Origin of the sequence: Serratia liquefaciens (assembly GCF_027594825.1) — a bacterium.
Taxonomy (GTDB): Bacteria; Pseudomonadota; Gammaproteobacteria; order Enterobacterales; family Enterobacteriaceae; genus Serratia; species Serratia liquefaciens_A.
On sequence record NZ_CP088930.1, the window covers coordinates 2,334,417 to 2,352,358 of the forward strand.

At 55.6% G+C, this 17,942-nt stretch carries 24 protein-coding genes; 4 read left to right on the forward strand and 20 right to left on the reverse strand.

The window, feature by feature from the left end:
- Nucleotides 1-148 precede the first annotated feature (148 nt).
- From dagF to LQ945_RS10645, 8 genes are all read right to left on the reverse strand, one after another.
- Nucleotides 149-889 carry a 2-dehydro-3-deoxy-phosphogluconate aldolase gene (dagF, locus tag LQ945_RS10610; protein ID WP_182822178.1) on the reverse strand — a complete coding sequence of 247 codons (741 nt, stop codon included), beginning with the start codon at nucleotides 887-889 and terminating at the stop codon, nucleotides 149-151.
- Entirely contained in the window at nucleotides 886-2,004 is a 1,119-nt protein-coding gene (locus tag LQ945_RS10615; protein ID WP_270102850.1) for a DgaE family pyridoxal phosphate-dependent ammonia lyase, read from the reverse strand. Before LQ945_RS10615 ends, dagF begins: the two co-directional genes overlap by 4 nt.
- Nucleotides 1,988-3,127: an amidohydrolase/deacetylase family metallohydrolase gene (locus tag LQ945_RS10620; protein WP_270102851.1), complete on the reverse strand. Its 1,140-nt coding sequence runs from the start codon at nucleotides 3,125-3,127 to the stop codon at nucleotides 1,988-1,990. The genes LQ945_RS10615 and LQ945_RS10620 overlap by 17 nt, the downstream gene beginning before the upstream one ends.
- Before the next feature lie 66 nt (nucleotides 3,128-3,193).
- Entirely contained in the window at nucleotides 3,194-3,844 is a 651-nt protein-coding gene (locus LQ945_RS10625; RefSeq protein WP_044553683.1) for a DUF4310 family protein, read from the reverse strand.
- A gap of 11 nt (nucleotides 3,845-3,855) precedes the next feature.
- On the reverse strand, nucleotides 3,856-4,632 hold the full coding sequence (locus LQ945_RS10630) for a DUF4311 domain-containing protein (RefSeq protein ID WP_012147073.1): 777 nt from the start codon (nucleotides 4,630-4,632) through the stop codon (nucleotides 3,856-3,858).
- A gap of 30 nt (nucleotides 4,633-4,662) precedes the next feature.
- Nucleotides 4,663-4,959 carry a DUF4312 family protein gene (locus LQ945_RS10635; protein WP_262240778.1) on the reverse strand — a complete coding sequence of 99 codons (297 nt, stop codon included), beginning with the start codon at nucleotides 4,957-4,959 and terminating at the stop codon, nucleotides 4,663-4,665.
- Nucleotides 4,959-5,324 (reverse strand): glycine-rich SFCGS family protein, encoded by a 366-nt coding sequence (locus LQ945_RS10640; protein ID WP_012147075.1) that lies wholly within the window; start codon nucleotides 5,322-5,324, stop codon nucleotides 4,959-4,961. Before LQ945_RS10640 ends, LQ945_RS10635 begins: the two co-directional genes overlap by 1 nt.
- 35 nt (nucleotides 5,325-5,359) lie before the next feature.
- On the reverse strand, nucleotides 5,360-5,707 hold the full coding sequence (locus LQ945_RS10645; protein ID WP_270102852.1) for a glycine dehydrogenase: 348 nt from the start codon (nucleotides 5,705-5,707) through the stop codon (nucleotides 5,360-5,362).
- Nucleotides 5,708-6,132: 425 nt separating this feature from the next.
- Between LQ945_RS10645 and rnk the strand changes: the two genes are divergently transcribed.
- Complete coding sequence (gene rnk / locus LQ945_RS10650; protein WP_020831894.1) at nucleotides 6,133-6,543, forward strand: nucleoside diphosphate kinase regulator; 411 nt, start codon at nucleotides 6,133-6,135, stop codon at nucleotides 6,541-6,543.
- A gap of 184 nt (nucleotides 6,544-6,727) precedes the next feature.
- On the opposite strand, the gene cybC is transcribed toward rnk, so the two are convergent.
- The 4 genes from cybC to LQ945_RS10670 form a co-directional block, all read right to left on the reverse strand.
- Nucleotides 6,728-7,114 (reverse strand): cytochrome b562, encoded by a 387-nt coding sequence (cybC, locus tag LQ945_RS10655; RefSeq protein WP_270102853.1) that lies wholly within the window; start codon nucleotides 7,112-7,114, stop codon nucleotides 6,728-6,730.
- Nucleotides 7,115-7,308: 194 nt separating this feature from the next.
- Nucleotides 7,309-8,649 carry a metalloprotease PmbA gene (gene pmbA / locus LQ945_RS10660; protein ID WP_270102854.1) on the reverse strand — a complete coding sequence of 447 codons (1,341 nt, stop codon included), beginning with the start codon at nucleotides 8,647-8,649 and terminating at the stop codon, nucleotides 7,309-7,311.
- Between the two features lie 176 nt (nucleotides 8,650-8,825).
- Nucleotides 8,826-9,164, reverse strand: coding sequence for a helix-turn-helix domain-containing protein (locus tag LQ945_RS10665; protein ID WP_044553693.1), 339 nt, complete (start codon nucleotides 9,162-9,164; stop codon nucleotides 8,826-8,828).
- Nucleotides 9,161-9,511, reverse strand: a complete 351-nt coding sequence (locus LQ945_RS10670) for a type II toxin-antitoxin system RelE/ParE family toxin (RefSeq protein ID WP_262240776.1) — start codon at nucleotides 9,509-9,511, stop codon at nucleotides 9,161-9,163. The genes LQ945_RS10665 and LQ945_RS10670 overlap by 4 nt, the downstream gene beginning before the upstream one ends.
- A gap of 190 nt (nucleotides 9,512-9,701) precedes the next feature.
- Here LQ945_RS10670 and yjgA point away from each other — a divergent pair, with 190 nt between their 5' ends.
- Complete coding sequence (gene yjgA, locus LQ945_RS10675; protein ID WP_262240775.1) at nucleotides 9,702-10,250, forward strand: ribosome biogenesis factor YjgA; 549 nt, start codon at nucleotides 9,702-9,704, stop codon at nucleotides 10,248-10,250.
- Nucleotides 10,251-10,280: 30 nt separating this feature from the next.
- Here yjgA and LQ945_RS10680 read toward each other — a convergent pair whose 3' ends face one another.
- The 5 genes from LQ945_RS10680 to aaeX form a co-directional block, all read right to left on the reverse strand.
- Complete coding sequence (locus tag LQ945_RS10680; RefSeq protein WP_044553699.1) at nucleotides 10,281-10,580, reverse strand: barstar family protein; 300 nt, start codon at nucleotides 10,578-10,580, stop codon at nucleotides 10,281-10,283.
- Nucleotides 10,581-10,585: 5 nt separating this feature from the next.
- Complete coding sequence (locus LQ945_RS10685) at nucleotides 10,586-11,035, reverse strand: ribonuclease (protein ID WP_269934098.1); 450 nt, start codon at nucleotides 11,033-11,035, stop codon at nucleotides 10,586-10,588.
- 243 nt (nucleotides 11,036-11,278) lie between these two features.
- Complete coding sequence (aaeB, locus tag LQ945_RS10690; protein ID WP_044553702.1) at nucleotides 11,279-13,246, reverse strand: p-hydroxybenzoic acid efflux pump subunit AaeB; 1,968 nt, start codon at nucleotides 13,244-13,246, stop codon at nucleotides 11,279-11,281.
- The gene (gene aaeA / locus LQ945_RS10695; RefSeq protein ID WP_020831905.1) at nucleotides 13,246-14,181 is read right to left on the reverse strand and encodes a p-hydroxybenzoic acid efflux pump subunit AaeA; all 936 of its coding nucleotides are present in this window, start codon (nucleotides 14,179-14,181) and stop codon (nucleotides 13,246-13,248) included. Before aaeA ends, aaeB begins: the two co-directional genes overlap by 1 nt.
- Before the next feature lie 7 nt (nucleotides 14,182-14,188).
- Nucleotides 14,189-14,392: a p-hydroxybenzoic acid efflux pump operon protein AaeX gene (aaeX, locus tag LQ945_RS10700; protein ID WP_004936952.1), complete on the reverse strand. Its 204-nt coding sequence runs from the start codon at nucleotides 14,390-14,392 to the stop codon at nucleotides 14,189-14,191.
- 317 nt (nucleotides 14,393-14,709) lie between these two features.
- Between aaeX and aaeR the strand changes: the two genes are divergently transcribed.
- Entirely contained in the window at nucleotides 14,710-15,621 is a 912-nt protein-coding gene (gene aaeR, locus LQ945_RS10705; RefSeq protein ID WP_044553708.1) for an HTH-type transcriptional activator AaeR, read from the forward strand.
- On the opposite strand, the gene LQ945_RS10710 is transcribed toward aaeR, so the two are convergent.
- Together LQ945_RS10710 and LQ945_RS10715 are read right to left on the reverse strand one after the other, a co-directional pair.
- Nucleotides 15,584-15,961, reverse strand: a complete 378-nt coding sequence (locus LQ945_RS10710) for a hypothetical protein (RefSeq protein ID WP_182822192.1) — start codon at nucleotides 15,959-15,961, stop codon at nucleotides 15,584-15,586. The two genes, aaeR and LQ945_RS10710, sit on opposite strands and share 38 nt — an antisense overlap.
- Nucleotides 15,958-16,245 carry a zinc ribbon domain-containing protein gene (locus tag LQ945_RS10715; protein ID WP_333482960.1) on the reverse strand — a complete coding sequence of 96 codons (288 nt, stop codon included), beginning with the start codon at nucleotides 16,243-16,245 and terminating at the stop codon, nucleotides 15,958-15,960. The genes LQ945_RS10710 and LQ945_RS10715 overlap by 4 nt, the downstream gene beginning before the upstream one ends.
- 208 nt (nucleotides 16,246-16,453) lie before the next feature.
- Here LQ945_RS10715 and LQ945_RS10720 point away from each other — a divergent pair, with 208 nt between their 5' ends.
- Entirely contained in the window at nucleotides 16,454-17,398 is a 945-nt protein-coding gene (locus tag LQ945_RS10720) for a nucleoside hydrolase (RefSeq protein WP_269934097.1), read from the forward strand.
- A gap of 215 nt (nucleotides 17,399-17,613) precedes the next feature.
- On the opposite strand, the gene LQ945_RS10725 is transcribed toward LQ945_RS10720, so the two are convergent.
- Nucleotides 17,614-17,940 (reverse strand): zinc ABC transporter substrate-binding protein, encoded by a 327-nt coding sequence (locus LQ945_RS10725; RefSeq protein WP_270102855.1) that lies wholly within the window; start codon nucleotides 17,938-17,940, stop codon nucleotides 17,614-17,616.
- Between the last annotated feature and the right edge of the window lie 2 nt (nucleotides 17,941-17,942).

Sequence of the window (17,942 nt, forward strand, 5' to 3'; positions counted from 1 at the left end):
TCCCCCCAAAAGTAAACGCCTGGGGATGAATAAGCTGGCCGCCTAGCTGCAATTTGAAAGCCAGAGGGGAAAGATAGTGGCGCGGTGTGCCCGCGCCTGGGGATACAGAGCCTGCGCCTCCCTGCCTTACGTCATCCGATAATGCGCTTTACCCCACCAGCTTTTTGGTGGTCGCCAGCAGGGCTTTCACGTCCTGTGGGCGGGTGTTGCCGGTGGCGGAATCGATGATTGAACTGTAGATGTGCGGGATCACGCGCTTCACGCCGGCAGCCAATGCGATCTCGACGATCGGCTCGAAGTTTTCCAGATCGATACCGCCGGTAGGTTCCAGCATAAAGTCATGCTCGGCACAGGCTTTGGCGACATACTCGTATTCTTCTCTGCATGCCAGTCCGCCCATCGGGAAATATTTGATTGAGCTGCCGCCCATGTCTTTCAACAAGGCGATGGCGGTTTCCACCGGCACAATGCCGTCCGGCGCGGCAGCGCTCAGCGGCCCCGTCGAAATCTTCACCCAGCCAACACGGCCGGTTGGCGACACCAGACCGTTCACCACGCTGTCATTCTGGCCCAGCAGCGCACGGCTGGCACCCACACCGGTAAACACCTGATTGACGTGCTGCGGCTGCACTTTCTGGGAAATCAGACTGACCATCGCCGATTGTTTAGGATCGCCTGCGCCCAGCCCCACCGACAACGCATTCTCAATCAGTCGCGCATAGCGCTGCATATCCGCAACTGCACTGTCGACGTCCGGGTAGTTCTTGGAAAGCACCCCCACCAGCACATGCCCTTCTGCCGCGGCATAAATCTCCTGCGCGTTGTCTTTCGAACCGGCCAACACGTTGAGACACACGCGGTCGCGATAGTAGTTAGGTTGCAGCTTCATGCTTGTTTCTCCTTGAACAGATTTTTAATGCAGGTGAAAACGGTCATCAGCTGTTGCTGGTCAACGCTGCGCACGTCCACTTCAATCTTGCCTTCGTTAGCTTTATAACCGCGGAAGTAGATGGCGATCTCGCCGGTTTTCAGCGCCTGCACGATGTCGTAGGTCGACCATCCCAGCACCGCTTCGTCGAACGTGATTTCTGCCCGTGCAATATCACGCCCGGCGCTGTCCCAGACGGTTTTGGCGCTGATACCGGCCAGGGTGTTCAGACTGTCGATAAACGGCGTCATTCTTTCCACCATCTGCTGTCCGGTGGTTTTCTCCAGCCGCAGGTAGCTTTCGATCGCCTGCGTCAGGCCGAGGATGCCCTCTTTACCGACCTTCATCGCCCGGCCAATACCGCCGGTTTGCAGCTTCACCCATTCAACGTACTGTTTCCTGCCAATCACCAGACCGCTGGTGGGGCCTTCGATGGCCTTGGCGCCGCTGTAAACCACCAGATCGGCTCCCATCTGGTAGTAGCACAGCAGATCTTCTTCCGCCGCGGCATCGACGATCAGCGGCAGGTTATGTTTGCGCGCCACCACCACCGCCTGCTCAACGGAAAGTATGCTTTTCTGCACGCAGTGGTGTGACTTGATATAGAGAATCGCCGCCGTTTGCGGCGTTATGCAGGCCTCTAGCTGCTCGGCAGAACACTCGTTGGCGTAACCGGCTTCAACCACCTTCCCCCCGCCCAGCGCCACCATGGTATCGACCGGGGCACCAAAGTTGACATTATGGCCACGCGGCAACACGATTTCGCGTGGAACGGTAATAGGCGCGGAGTGCAGGTTCACCAACAGGTTGGCGTTGTCTCTGACGATCAGCGCCGCCACTGACTGGGCGATGCCCGCCGAGGCGCAGGAAACTACCACCGCGTTTTCGACATTCAGCAGGTTGGCGATGTAAGCGCCGGTCTTGTCGACCAGATCCTTGATTTCGAAGTAGTGGTTCATGCCGTAATCCACGGCGTCGATAACGTCCTGGCGCGGCGTGGACACGCCGAGTGCAGTCATGCGACCTGAAGTGTTGATGACCTGTTTTAAATTATATTTTTCATAAATCGAAGACATGAGCGGCTTTCCCTTCATCGGTTAATAGGATTTCCCCGGCCACCACGGCAGCCAACGGAACCAGCAATTGTTGACCCTCGGCCGACTGCCCTTCTGAATCGGCGAACACCTGTGGCCCCTGACGGAGCTCGAACAGCGTGAAATCGGCATCGCAACCCGGTTCCAGCCGCCCCTTATGGGACAGGTGCAGCGCCGAGGCGGCATTTTCCGTCACGCAGGCAATCACCTGCGGCAGCGACAGCCCCACGCTGAAGAATTTGGACATCACCGTCGCCAGGCTGTGTACCGGCCCGGCCATTCGGTTGCGACAGTAGATATCGGAGCTGATGGTATGCGGCAAAATGCCGAGCGCTATCGCCTGCCGTGCCACCTCGAAGCTGAAGCTGGCGGTGCCGTGGCCAACATCCAGCAAGACGCCGCGCTTTAGCGCGCGCTGGATAGACTCACGCAGTGTGCCCGCCGGTGTCAGAATGCGATTCGGTTTACCGTTGTAGCAGTGAGTGATAATGTCGCCACGGGTCAGCAGATCGGCGATTTCATCCAGATCCGGCGGGTTATTACCGATATGCACCATCAGTGGCAACAGGTTATTTTCTTGCTGGATCTCTTTGGCCAATACCAGCGGTCGAATGCCGTTCTGGCCGACCACGCTGCTGCTCATGCGCGCCTTGATGCCGATGACAAAACCGGCATGTTTGTCGATCGCCCGGCTGACTTTCTGCTTATCGATGTCTGCCAAATCAGCCAGTTCGTTCTGACGCAGCAGGCCAATGCGCGAAATATTCAGGAAGGCGAAAACGTTGGTTTTGGTGCTGCGCGTCAGCGTATAAAACGCATCCACGTCGTCGGTGCCGGTACTGCCGGCATCCACCACCGTGGTGACGCCACAGGCCGTGCCGACCAAGTCCGGTTCGTCATGGTAAATCGGCGAAGAGGGGTAGCAGTGCACGTGGGAGTCGATCCAGCCGGCGCTCAGGCGGCAGTTGCCCGCCAGATCCAGGTTCCGATGGGCGTGGACGTCGTCGGCCAACTGCCCCACCTCGGCAATCTTGCCGTCCTTGACCGCCAGATCCACCAGCCGATCATCCGCCAGCCTGGCGCGTCTGATTACTAAGTCATACATACCGCATTACTCCTTTTCCTGCCTGAGGACGGCACCGCGTACCGTCCTCAGCAATCACGCTCGTGATTAAACGATAGCTACCGGGAAAATGGCCCCTAACAGCATCGCACCGAGGATCGCCCCACCGGTAATCGGCTTATTCCAGATATAGAACAGCAAGGCGCCAAGCAGCGAGCCGATACCGATCGGAATGGAAGCGGTCATCGCCGACAAGATGATCAACGGCCCCAGGAAACGCCCCGAAGAGTTACCGGCGCCCATCATCACGTCCGCCCCGTAGGTGGAGTTGCTCTGATTGATGGTAAATTTACGCGCCAAAATGATCAGGTAGCCAATCGCCAGGCCAATCACCAGGCCGGTCACCAGCGAGGCGGCGAAGTTAGCGACCGGGAAGATGATCCCCGCCCCCAGCAGCAGCGCCGGAACCCCCAGCCCCACGCCGGTCTGGATCGCACCGCCGATGTCCAGGATCCCCACCAGCGAACCTTCAATGATGCGCGCAAACAGGAAGCTGGCGCCGAAGGCCGCCACGGCACCGTAAACGCCGGTGTCCATTCCCGCACGCAGCATGGAAACGAAGGCGACTTCGTTAAACGCGCCAATGCCATACAGGTAGTACATGTGCGTCCCGGCGAACACGCCGGAGGAGAGCAGGCCAACAAAAATCGGGAATGACCAGTCGGCATACCAGAAGCCTTTTTGGGTTTGTTCTTCCATTTTCCAGCTCCTTATTTACCGCTCAGGGTGTTGTGAATGGCGTCCAACCAACCCGGCACGCCGAGGCTGAAGGACTCGAGGACTTTCATGTCAAAGCCGCGGAAGAACCCGCTCAGCACGAACAGCAGCACGATCACCGCCATCATGATCTTGGTGATTTTGTTCCAGCCGCTCTCTTCCACGCCTTTACCGATCAGGATGCCCAGCACCAGACCCGGTACGGCGTTGCCCATGATCAGCTGCGCCAGGCCGCCGAAGATGGTGCCCCAGAAGCCGGAACGGCGTCCGGCGTCGATCGCCGCCAGCCAGAAGATCACCGGCATCACGGTATTCACCAGCAAGTTCGCTGCCGGCACCAGCACCTTGATCGCCGTCACCTGCAATGCGGCAGGCACGGCGGAAGCCGTGGTATTCAGGAAGGCCACAACCAGCATGCCGATGATGCCGCAGGCGATAGCCATTTTTTTCGGATCGTGCAGCGTTTGCGCCAGGTTGCGATTTTTAACCATCAACGCAGCCGCGCCCCAGTGTGGAATAATGCGGTGGTCAACGTCCTGCGTGAAGGCCCCTGCCGCCACTGAAGACGCCCAGGCGTTGAAGAAGAAGCCCAGACCGAATGAGAAGTGGGAAGCCGGATCGCCCTCGCAGGAGTTCAGCTCGCCCAGGGTGCGGAAAGCCCCCATGCCCTGTGTCGTCGGAGCATGGAACATACGTGCAGCGCCGGCCCCTACGCCAACCCCCACCAGTCCGCCGATAATAAGCGACTTAAATAAGATGATTAAAAACATCAGTATACCCTTTGATTTATGCTAACGTTTTTATTTCGCGACGAAGACAACTTTTTCTGTATTGATCATTGTCACGTTCACGGTTATTTCCAGAGCCACGGAGTAGCTTTTTCTTTCGCGCGGCAGAAAGAAAAACAGAAACTTTTCTTTTGTTATTTTCTCTTCTGCTTTTAATACGCTGACATCCTGCGGTTCAATACGCAGCAGAATATTACTGGTGGATTTTAATACCGCGCCCTGCACATTGGCCAAGGCGGAAGCAAAAGCTTTCGCTTTGCTGTCGCCCTTACCCTCCACCTTTACCGACGTTGTATATTGTTCTTTCATTACGGGTTGCCGTGTTTTTTGACGTAGGCTTCCACCAGCCTTTGACCCAGCTCTTCTTTATCCATAAAACCAAAACCCAATACGGTGCAGCCTTCGTTTATTGCCGTCACGCCCTCATCAATGGAGCGCATGCCGTATTTGGCTTTGTAGCCGTATTTAGTTTGTGCGGTAATGGCACCCGCGCCGCCGCTGCCGCAGAAAGAAATCCCCAGCTGTGCGCCTTCCGCTTTCATCACGTCGCCCAGCTTCATGTCAGCCGCCACGCCGGGGATCACGATGGCTTTTCCACCTGCATTTTCAATGCCCTGACCCACTTTCTGACCTTTACCCAAACGATCGCCAATCACTACGGTAATCTGACCCATGGTATTTTCTCCTGATTAATTTAATTCGCTAAAAACTATTGGTTATTATCTTTTGCCACTTCAAAATGTACGGAAAGCAAATAGGCTTCTTCAATCGGCAGAGTGGTGAATTGGTCGACTACCCGTTCCGCCATTTGCATAGATTCCGCCGAGATTTCGTCAAACAGTGATTTATCCACTTCCGGTAATGGCTCACCGGTGATTGAGCGCAACACCATGGCGCGAATATGCGACTCCAGCATCTGTTGCTGCACCGCATTGGTATAAATGTCTTCGGCGTTTAGCATGGCGGTAATATCAGCCAGCACCCGTTCGGTTATCGATCCGGCCGTGCTGACGTCAGGTTGTTCACTATTTTCTCTCGCAGCAGATCCATCATTCACTTTTCAGTTCCCCTAGATCCAAACATGATTCCGTAAGTCGCACAGCGCATCACCTGAATAAGCCGCCTTCTCTGATGCCTTTACCCTAACCCCGGGGAGATATTCTGTGTACTCTGTTTTTTTCCAGTTGAAAGTGGAAATTCAGTGACCGTCAGGGATCCATTTCGCAAAATAAGCATCTGCCAGATAATTCAATTAGATTACAAAAAGATATCGCCACAAAAGGTTTCCAGTTGAGCCATGGGCGGTGAAAAGCTTCGTGATCGGGATCTCTTTCTTTTCCCGGCTTAACCGCCTACTATCGGTAAGACAATTCGACATCAACAACACCCCCGTACCTCTGGCGCGGGGGTTTTGCTTTTGTGCTGTTTTTCCGAATTTATGGGCGCGTTACCCGACGCCTTTTGATTTGACTGGAGAGTGGAATGACCAAGCCAACCATTACTATTAATGAGCTGGATGCGGAACGCCTGGATGCGCTATTGGAACAACCGGCCTTTGCCAACACCGATGTCGCGGCTGCGCTGAACATCGAGCTGGATCGCGCCGAAATTCTGCCGCCGTCCCAGATCCCGGCCAACGTAGTGACCATGAACAGCCGCGTACGTTTCCGCGATCTGCATACGGCAGAAGAACACGTGCGTACGCTGGTTTATCCGGCTTCGCTGAAGGACAGCCACGAACAGCTGTCGGTGATGGCGCCGCTGGGCGCAGCGCTGCTGGGCATGCACATCGGCAACCAGATTACCTGGCAGTTGCCGAACGGTGAAGAAGCACGTATCGAAGTGCTGGAACTGTTGTACCAGCCGGAAGCGGCGGGTGAATACCACCGCTAAGCGGTTTTCAGGGCGGTGACCAGCCGCCCTTTCTGTCTCCTACAAGCTGATAGCAAATCAGTACCTCAATCAACAACAACACATAAACTCTGGCATGCAGCCGATCATTGCCCATTCCCCGGTTTCGCCGCGTGCTGAGGCAGGCACCGTTCTGCTATCTGGCCGCAGAACGGCGCGAAAGGGATTAGCGGAATTTCTTGTGGTTAGCGTCGCGGGTTTGCTTGAAGCCCTGTGCAACCTGCTTAGCTTCAGCCAGCTTACCCTGATTGGCCAGCGCCAGTGATTGATCGATCTGACCGATCAACGTGTCCAGTCCGTGATGGAAATCTTTTATCTCTGGGCTATCGGGAACTTTATCCTCCAGCTTGGGCGGCGTACTTTGCTTCGCATCCACCGCAGCAGCGCGCATGTTCTGCAGGCTTTGCTTCAGGGTATCCGTAGAGTCGGTGCTCAGCACCGTTTTGTAATTGCCTGCGATGGTATCCATATCGTCGGCCAGATCGGCCGCGACCGCCAGTGAACTGGCGCCCAGCAGTGCCAGCGCCATCAGCGCTTTGAGTTTGTTCGACATGCTTGCTCACCTTCCAGTTATTGTTTTAGTGGTCCCCTTTCAGGGCCGTGCGCCGCCATTGACCACGCCATGACGCAGCACAGCCTAACCATAGGCAAGGGAGCAGAAAACCGAAACCGGAGATTTGTAAGCAAGGTTAAAACAGAGGAAGAAGGGAAACGGCTGGCAACCGGAGCGGCCAGCCGTGGCGAACATTATTGACCGGCTATTTTCATGTCCGGCAGCAAAACGGAGCCGCACTGAATATTGCTGCGGGTTTCGATGTCGCTGCCCACGCTGACAATGTTGCGCAGCATATCCTTCAGGTTGCCGGCGATGGTGATCTCGCTGACCGGATACTGGATCTCACCGTTTTCCACCCAGAAACCGGCCGCGCCGCGCGAATAGTCACCGGTGATACCGCTAACGCCCTGGCCCATCAGTTCGGTCACCACCAGGCCGGTGCCCAGTTGCTTCAGCATGCCGGCAAAGTCATTACCCTGCCCGGCAATACGCCAGTTGTGGATACCGCCCGCGTGCCCGGTGCTGTGCATCCCGAGTTTACGGGCCGCATAGCTGGTCAGCAGCCAGGTTTGCAGTACGCCGTCTTTAACGATGTCGCGTCGTTGGGTACGAACGCCTTCGCTGTCGAACGGCGTGGAAGCCAGGCCTTTCAGCAGGTGCGGGTGTTCTTCGATGGTCAGCCATTCCGGCAGGATTTGCTTGCCCAAAGAATCCAACAGGAAGGTGGATTTACGGTAAACGCTGCTGCCGCTGATGGCGCCAACCAGATGGCCGAACAGGCCGGTCGCCACTTCGGAGGCGAACAGCACCGGAGCGGTCATGGTGGACAGCTTGCGCGGGGCCAGGCGCGACAGCGTGCGGCGGGCACATTCCTGTCCCACCCATTCAGGGCTTTCCAGATCGCCCATCGCACGGCCGATGGTATAGGCGTAGTCGCGCTCCATATCGCCATCATGCTCGGCAATCACGCAGCTCGACAGCGAGTGCCGGCTGGAACAGTAGCTTTGCAGCATGCCGTGACTGTTGCCAAACACCTTGATGCCGTAGTGGCTGTTAAAACTGCCGCCTTCGGTATTGGTGATGCGCTTGTCAGCCGCCAGCGAAGCCTGCTCTGCGCGAGCAGCCAATTCGATACCGCGTTCGGCGTCCAGTTCTGCCGGGTGGAACAGATCCAGATCCGGCGCTTCAAACGCCAACAGGTCCTTTTCCGCCGGGCCGGCGTTCGGATCTACCGAGGTATAACGGGCAATATCCAGCGCCGCCTGCACGGTGCGGGCAATGGCATCCGGACTGAGATCGGTGGAAGAAGCGCTGCCTTTGCGTTGCTGGTGATAGACGGTAATGCCCAACGCGCCATCGCTGTTGAACTCAACGTTCTCCACTTCGCCAAAGCGAGTGCTGACGCTGATACCGGTAGATTTGGTCACGGCAACTTCTGCCGCATCAGAACCGGCGCGCGCCAGTTCCAAAGCCTGTGAAACGGCCTGTTCCAGCGCCTTGCGCTGTTCTGCAACTTGAGTGACTACTTTCATCAATCTGCCATACTTAATCAGAAAATCGTTGAGAAAAGTGCCGTGGCGGCGTGGTTGCGCGCGGAGTCACGCGCAAAAATCATGTGATTTATACTTTTGAGTCTAACAGGAACCGCGTGGAATTTCGCATAAAGCGAGTACGGGGACACAGAATGATCGCTAAAACAGCAGGCTTATCACTCAATCACCAATTTTACCGATTTGCCTATATTGGCGAGCATATTGATCAATGCATCAAGCGTAAATTTATCTGTTTTCCGGTTTACCACATCAGACACGCGCGGTCGTGAAGTGTGTAAATACCGAGCGGCTTCCTCCTGCCGATAGCCTTCCCCCTCTATCCAGGCGCTTATTTCCCCCATCAGTTGCCTTTTAAGCGCGATGATGTGTTCAATCTCTGCATTGGATTGCGTCTGCAACTGCCGGGCCTCGTCAGGGGCAAACCCCAGGTCAGCGAACACATTGCCACCTTGTGGTGTAACATGCCTGGAATGGGTATCAATTGGCTTGGTCATTTTTTCTTACCCCGCTCTTCTATCACTGCGTCATAACGCACTTTGATAATCTGAATATCGTGCTGACTGGTTTTCGCCGTCTTCTTCTGAAAACTGTGCAAAACATAAATAACGTCATTGAATTTAGCCACGTAAATCACTCTAAAAGCCCCTGCAAGGGCATATAAGCGAATTTCACAAACACCGGCGCCACACCCCTTCATCGGTTTCCAATTGCCGGGTTCTACTCCCTTTTGCACTTTGCTTAATTCAAACCCGGCAGCTCTACGTGCGTCTACCGGAAACGCTAATAGGTCTGCCAACGAGGAGCCACGCCAGTCAATGGCCTTTTCATTCTCATCATCCATGAGCACCACCTCCATATGTATAAAATTTTATACACATGTGGTGGTAAAAACAACAAATCAAAAAATAACTGTCGGTGAATTAAGGCCTATTTCTTGTCGCATCGGCAGCTATACTCAATCTGCTCTGGCGCGCAATTGGCGGGTTGCTGGACAACCTGTTAGGATTAGCCTCTTTTTAACGGAGCCTACCATGAACAAACAGCCTGAAGACTGGCTCGACGATGTCCCGGAGAACACGGACGAGGACGATGACGAGATTATCTGGGTCAGTAAAAGTGAAATTAAACGTGATGCCGAAGCCCTGAAAGACCTGGGGACCGAACTGGTCGAACTGGGTAAAAACGCGCTGGAACGCATCCCGCTGGATGAAGATTTACGTGCCGCAATTGAACTGGCGCAGAAGATCAAGAAAGAAGGCCGCCGCCGTCAGCTGCAGCTGATTGGCAAAATGCTGCGCGCCCGCGATGTAGAGCCGATTCAGACCGCGCTCGACAAGCTGAAGAACCGCCATAACCAACAGGTTTCGCTGTTCCACAAGCTGGAAGCGCTGCGTGACCGTCTGGTGGAAGAAGGTGATGACGCGATCCCGTCGATTCTGGCGCTGTATCCGGAAGCCGATCGCCAGCAATTGCGCTCACTGGTGCGTAACGCCCAGAAAGAGAAAGCCGCTAACAAGCCGCCGAAAGCCTACCGTCAAATTTTCCAATACCTGCGCGAACTGGCCGAAACCGCCGAATAATCGCCGCCGTCACCACGGGATGAACCCGATTCATCCCCGGTGATGTGCAGGTTCACCGCTGCTTTCACGGATATTGAAACGCAGGCTGCCTTCCAACTCTTCTTCCGCCTCTTCAAACAGCAGGATAATCGCGCCAAAGCGACGTTTGCTGCGGGCATTGAGATGGGTAAACTCAATCTCGACCGGCAAGCCGATATCCACCGTCACCACGTCCCACAGCGCATCAAGATTGGCGCCAAACGCCTCATCCAGCGCGAACTTATGCGCGAAGTCGCGGTAAAACGCCGGCAAATCATTAATCTGATTAAAATCGAACTCTACTTTTGCCATCAAGCTCACTCCACCCGAATGAAGTTTTTATAATGGTCACGCGTGACAAAAATCAGGCCATCACTGGAATACAGCAGGCGATCGGCACCGCGCCGGCCGCATTGATAATTGATATCCGCCTCGCGCCATACCCGGCTGCGGGCCGTAGGCAGTTGTCCTTCACGGTTTGAGAAACGATCGCCGCCAATCGCCTTGCCCGGCAGTACCGAACACAGATTGCCGTTACGTGCATCCCAACCCTGCTCACGCGCCTGCTTCTTGGTAATGTAATACTCCGGCAGCCGCTGATGCTGCTGCAGGTAGCTCACCACCCTTTTCTGCTGCGTCAGTTGGTCAATACTCTGGCCTTCGGCCACCGCCGGCACGTTGGTAATAGCCCGATCGTTACCACGCAGTGCGCTAAAACCGGCAATCACAACGGCGATGACTACCGCCACGAGGATCCGCTTATTCATTGCTGTCCCTGAATTATGGCCTACAAGGGTGCACTGGCACCCATGCTAGTTGGATTTATAGATGAAGAGGATGAAGCAGAGATGACTGGCATGTAACGTTTTCACTTCAGGGAAACCACGCCCCACAACCTGCAACACCCGTTCAAGCTAATCATGCCATTGTGCAGCGCGTCTGGCACTCAGTGCAACTCTGAAACAGGCCTTTATCAGGCAAGTATAGCCCCGGCAGGGGCATTTGGCGTCTCAGTCGATCAGCGCGTGACGGTAGCGGTGCAGCATGTCGGCCAAACGTTTTACCGGTCCGGTAACGCTGAGCGGTGCCTGATAATCCACCAGCTTTTGCTGATAGTCATTCATTTCATCCAGCAGCCGATCGTAATAGTAGGCACGCTTCACGTCGTTCTTGGCTGAAACCACATGGTCGGCGGTTTTGCGGATCTGTTTGTGGAAGGCCGAAAGCTCTTCGCTAACCGGGATCTCTGCCCGCTGCATGCGCTGATGAGCAATGATCAGGTTCAGCGCCAGCCGGTATTTGGCGATGTCGTTCGGGAACATCATCAGCAGTTGGTTAAGTTGCTGATACAGCGCAGGCAGGTGGTTTTGTCGACGAAGCGACGCCTTGGTGGTCAACGCCGAGACCGCGCTGCCGACAAACTGGTTCAGCAGCGTGCGACCGGTACGTTCACGTGAATTATCGCGGATCAGCAGCAGTACCATCAGCCCCACGCAGCTGCCGAGGAACTGACCGAGCGCACCGTCGAGGAACTGAGTGACGTTGAATTCCATCGGGTTACTCAACACCAAAATGTTGATGGTCCCCGCCAGCAGGCCGAGCGACCCCAGCCGTCTTTTCTGCACTTCGATACCGATGAAAAACGCCAGCAGCCCCAGACTGAGGCACAGCAGTAAAATGCTTTGCTGGGTCGCCGGCAGGATCACCATAAAGAACAGCGAACCGACCGGGATTGCCGCCAGCATGCCCAGCACAAAGTCCATTGCGACCATGCGCGGCGCGGGGGTACGCATCGCCAGCGAGGTGATCACCGCAATGATCACCATAAAGCCGCTGCCGGAGGTCCAGCCGGTCCACAGCCACAGCAGGCAGCCAAAGGCCGTCGCCACAAAGGTGCGCAGGCCGTTAATCATCGCGTGGTGGCCTTCAGCCGAAGTCGGTTTGATCACCACCTCGCTGCTCAACACACCCTCTTCTACCGCGCTGATGCTGCTGTTGGTATGCACGCCTTTAGCCAACAGCAGGTAACGCGTGGCCGCCCCCACCCAACTGGTGATGGTCAGCAAGGTTTCGTCAGTGCGGTTGGTGGTCAGCACCTGGCGCAACAGCTTCATGCGTTTATGGATTTCCTGCGGGGTGTCTGCCGGTACCATCAGCAGTTCGCGGATATTTTCTTTCACCGCATCCGGGTGATTCAACAGGATTAAATACGTCTCGCAGGCCTGGGTAATCAGCGTCAGCGACAGCGTATGCAACGCCAGAACACGGCGGTTCACCTTTTGCCAGCGCGAAGACTCCATCATCAGATTGCTGCGCATGCCGTTCAGCGCAGTGGTGCCCTTCACCAGGTTGCTCCAGGCGCGGTCGATATCTTCTTTCTCGGCATTGCTGATGCACATCTGCATCAGCCGGTACTGATCCACCAGCAGTTGATCCACGGCGCGATCGATATCTTGTTTGATCGAACGCGGCGAGAACAGCAGATCCGCCAGCACTGCGCTGACGATCCCGAGCACGATCTCGCTGCAGCGCTCAATGGCGAACTGCGGCGCTTCCAGCAGGTGGGCTTCGCTGGTGGCGACCGTCACGATAATGATCAGCGCGGTATAGCCGGCCAGCCCCCAGGCATAGGAGTTCTCGACTTTAATCAGCGAGGAAAGCCAGGTGCAAAAACCGGCCCAAATGCAGCACAGCAACAGCATCACGACCGGCGCACGCGCGGTAGTGATGATAATCGCCAGGCCGACGAAACAGCCGATAAAGGTGCCGATGATACGCAACCAGCCGCGGTGACGGATGGCGCCGGAGAAAGGCTCACCGCCCGCCGCAAAGGCCGGGCCGGCGGCCACGATGGCGGCGGTCATCGCCGACCAACGTGGGGTTTCCAGATTGAGATGGAAGCCGACGAACAGGGCAAACACAATCGCAAAGCTGAGCTTGAAGGCAAACCTCAGCCGGATAAAGGTTGGGTTATTCATTAACCGAACTCACGCAGCCGATGCATCAAACGCACAAAAGGCGAGCCGCTATCGGTAGCGCGATCGTTCTTGCCTGTGATCACCACGGTAGCCGTGGTGCCTGCCGGGTACGGATGCAACTGGTCTTTGTCGTCCAGCAGGATTTTCACCGGCACGCGCTGTGCCAGACGCACCCACTCCAGGTTGCTGTCGATCGACGCCAGCCCTTTGCTGTTCACGGTGCTGCTGCTGTTATTGACGGCGGCAGCCACGCTGTCGACGGTGCCATGCATGATACGGTTACTGCCCAGCGGAGTGATTTCCGCACGGTCGCCCTTGTTCAGGCCATGCAGCTTGGTTTCTTCCAGGTAGGCCAGAATGTAGAAACTGTTTTTCTTCACCAGCGCCACAGCGACAGAACCGCGGGTAATGTACTCACCGGCATGTACGTTCAGGTTAGTGATCCAGCCATCGGCCGGTGCACGCACCGTGGTGCGTTCCAAATCCAGCTTCGCCAGTTCACGAGTCGCTACTGCCTTCGCCAACTGATGTTCTACGGTTTGCAAAACGTTATTCGCCTGGTCAATCTCTTCCTGCGACATTGCCTGCACGCCCAAGCGAACGCGACGGCCCGCCTCACGTCTTTTCTCCGCTGCCAGGGTCTGGTAATAGGCCACGTCGGCGTTGGCTTCTGCCAGGGCCTGTTGGTAGCGCGGCTGGTCGATCACCAACAGCACCTGTCCTTTCTTGACCAACTGGTTATCCACCAGCGGCACGTCGGTCAGCAGACCGGTAACGTCCGGCGCTATCGCCACTACATCAGCGGTAAACTTGGCATCACGCGTCCAGGGGGACTCGGTGTAAAACACCCAGGCTTTGAATACGGCGACGATCCCCAACAGGACCAGAATCAGAGTGATCGCGATTCGGGTTATTTTTATTGAAAAATTTTTCACAGCGACCTCAAACGAAAAGACATGAAATCAGATAGAACAAACAGCAGTACAGCGCGGTATTAAACAGCGCCGGATGCCAGACAAAATCGTAAATCCCGGTAGGTTGCAGCAAGCGACGCAGCAAAAAAAACAGCGCCAGCGAGACCAGCAACTCAAAAAATACCGGGGGAAACGACAGTCCGAAAATGACCATAACCGGAAGCAAACTCATCAATTTTTCCTTATTGTTCACTACACCGGGCGTTAACCTTCATTTCCATTCACATTCTCTTTACATTTTAGCTGACACGCACCACAAATTCCGCCCCAGACAGGTTGTCCAGGCCACGAACCTGAAAAAAAGGTAAACTCTGGAACGTACATCCGCGATAGGGAATGCGAGGATACCGGAGGGATCGGCCACGACGTCGGCGCCGATCGCACTCGCGCGTTGGTAAGGTCTTTCCACCCGACCCCGTTATATTAGCGTGCTTACTATCAACTCATCAACAATCTGTGATCTAAATCACTTTTAAGCCAGAGTGAATAATGGAAAGATTAAAACGGATGTCGGTATTCGCCAAAGTGGTTGAATGCGGGTCATTTACTGCGGCGGCGCGCCAACTCGATATGAGCGTTTCGTCTATCAGCCAGACCGTCTCCAAACTGGAGAATGAGCTGCAGGTTAAGCTGCTTAACCGCAGCACGCGCAGCATTGGCCTGACGGAAGCCGGTAAAATCTATTATCAGGGTTGTCGTCGCATGTTGCTGGAAGTGAGCGAGGTGCACGAACAGCTGTACGCGTTTAACAATACGCCGACCGGTACGCTGCGCATTGGTAGCTCCTCCACCATGGCGCAAAACGTGCTGGCGACCATGACTGCCGATATGCTGAAAGAATATCCTGGCCTGACGGTGAACCTGGTGACCGGTATTCCGGCGCCGGATCTGATTGCTGACGGGCTGGACGTGGTGATCCGCACCGGTGCGTTGCAGGACTCCAGCCTGTTTTCCAAACGCCTGGGATCCATGCCGATGGTGGTCTGCGCCGCAAAAAGCTATCTCAGCCAGCACGGCACGCCGCAGAAGCCCAGCGACATGGTCAACTTTTCCTGGCTGGAATACAGCGTGCGGCCGGATAGCGAATTCGAACTGATCGCACCCGAAGGCATCAGCACGCGCATTGCGCCGCAGGGACGTTTTGTCACCAACGATTCACAGACCATGATCCGCTGGTTGAAAGCCGGTGCCGGCATCGCCTATGCGCCACTGATGTGGGTGATCGAAGAGATCAAACGTGGTGAAATCGAGATCCTGTTTAAAAGCTATCATGCGGATCCTCGCCCGGTGTACGCGGTGTACACCGAGAAAGATAAGCTGCCGCTGAAGGTGCAGGTGTGCATCAACTACCTGAGCGACTACTTTAAGCGCGTGGCGGAAGTCTATCAGGGGTATCGCTGAGCCAAAATCGGCGTGCCAGAGCGCCAAGCAACAGCAAAACCAGCATGCCCAACCCCCAAACCAGCCAGACAAGATATCCCGCCCAGGTGAGCAGCAGCGGGAAATAACTCGCCAGCCAGCCTCCCAGTTGCTGCAACAGAGGCAGCCCACTGTCCAGCAGCGCTGGCGGCACCAGGCTAAGCAACCCCGTCAACCGGGGTGCCAGTTCCGCAGAGCCGCTTTGTGCCAGCCCCGTCAACGCCGGCAGCCAGGCCAACACGCCGGAAGCTCCCCAAGCCAGCAACGTCCATAACGCCATGGCCGCCAACAAGACGACCAGACTCCATCCTGATTTGGTCATGGTTGCCCTCCGCTGACCGCCGTACCGCATTGCTGGCAGAAACGGCTCCCCGGCGGCAGCGGCGCCGAACACCCACGACAGGACGCTGACTCCGTTTCGAAAGGTTGGCCGCAGCGGTGGCAGTAACGGGCACCGGGCCGGTTAGGTGCCTGACATTGCAGGCACTGCGGGCCCTGATCTCCATGCTGGTTATAACGGTTACCATGGTGTCCGCCCCCGTGCCGCGAACGTGAGTGGCCGCCACCAAAGCCACCTTGTCCCAAAAGCCTTTTCAACATGCTCATCGCACTTTCCCTCTCTGCTTTACGCCAGGGCTCAATGTAAACCCTAGAGTAAACTCCAGGGTAAAGTGCTGCGAGAGGGATTTACGTTTAATTACATCCTTAGAGCAGCAACGCTTTGATGTGGCTAGCAAAAAGCATCATCTGTCATTACCTGGCCTGCTGCCGGTGCGCTATGCTGCGGAGACCTCTCCCTGCATCAGGAATAAAAATGAAAAAAATCATACTGGACTGCGATCCGGGGCATGACGATGCTATCGCCATGCTGCTGGCCTGGGGCAATCCGCAGATCGATCTGCTGGCCGTCACCACCGTGGTGGGCAACCAAACGCTGGATAAGGTGACCCACAACGCGCTGGCTGTTGCACGCATCGCCAATATCACCGGCGTGCCCTTCGCCGCCGGCTGCCCGCGGCCGCTGGTGCGGCAAATCGAGGTCGCACCCGATATTCACGGCGAGTCCGGCCTGGACGGCCCGGTTTTACCTGAGCCAACGCTGACGCTGGAAACGCTACACGCGGTAGATTTGATTATCGACACCATCATGGCCCATCCGCCAGGCAGCGTGACGCTGGTCCCCACCGGCGGCCTGACCAATATCGCCATGGCAGTACGTAAAGAACCGCGGATTGCCGAGCGTGTGAAGGAAGTGGTGCTGATGGGGGGTGGCTATCACGTGGGTAACTGGAGCGCGGTAGCGGAATTCAATATCAAGATAGATCCGGAAGCCGCGCATATCGTTTTTAATGAGAAATGGCCGCTGACCATGGTCGGGCTGGATCTGACCCATCAGGCGCTCGCCACCCCAGAGGTGTGTGCACGCATTGCCGCCATCCACACCGGGCCGGCCAGGTTTGTCGGCGAACTACTCGAGTTCTTTGGCAAAATGTACCAGCAGGCACAGGGTTTCAGTGCACCGCCGGTGCACGATCCATGCGCTGTGGCCTACGTTATTGCCCCCGATGTGATGACGGTGCGAAAAGTCCCGGTGGATATCGAACTCACCGGCACCCTGACGCTGGGCATGACGGTAGCCGACTTCCGCGCAGCGCCGCCGCCCGACTGCCATACGCAGGTGGCCGTAACGCTGGATCAGGAAAAATTCTGGGGTTTGGTGGTGGATGCTCTAGAGAGGATTGGGGACGTGAAGATTTAATGAAAGATTAACAAGGGCATTACCGCTTCGGCAGGCAGGGTGGCACTCTGTGCGGCCAGCTAGTTGGGAGCTTACTAGATACGGCAGAACGGGTAACTGGTGATTGCTGAGAGTTTTCTGACCATAATCGGCATCACTGATCCGGTTACGGCGGCGAGAAGTGGGAGGATTTAGGGCTTAAAGACAGTAACCCCGGCTTTGACCGGGGATATTGTTTATGGACCAGCCCATACTAGTTTTGATTTTAATTCCTCAGGTACGATTTTAAATAAGCTCCTAATATAATCCAGGTGCTGATTATAATTTGGAGATATATTATCATTACATTTTTCAAAATAATATTTTGCCTGATGATTTAAAAACCATATATCATGCTCAGTAAATTCGCTTATGAGTAAAGTCAGCGTAAGGTTATGTACCAACTCAGCCTCAAAGTAACATGACATATCCCGCCCTTTCACTTTCTTATCAAGGGACTGAACGTTCCTTATATAAGGCAGAGAGAGTGCCAGCATTTTTACATATATCTCATTCTTTTTCATAA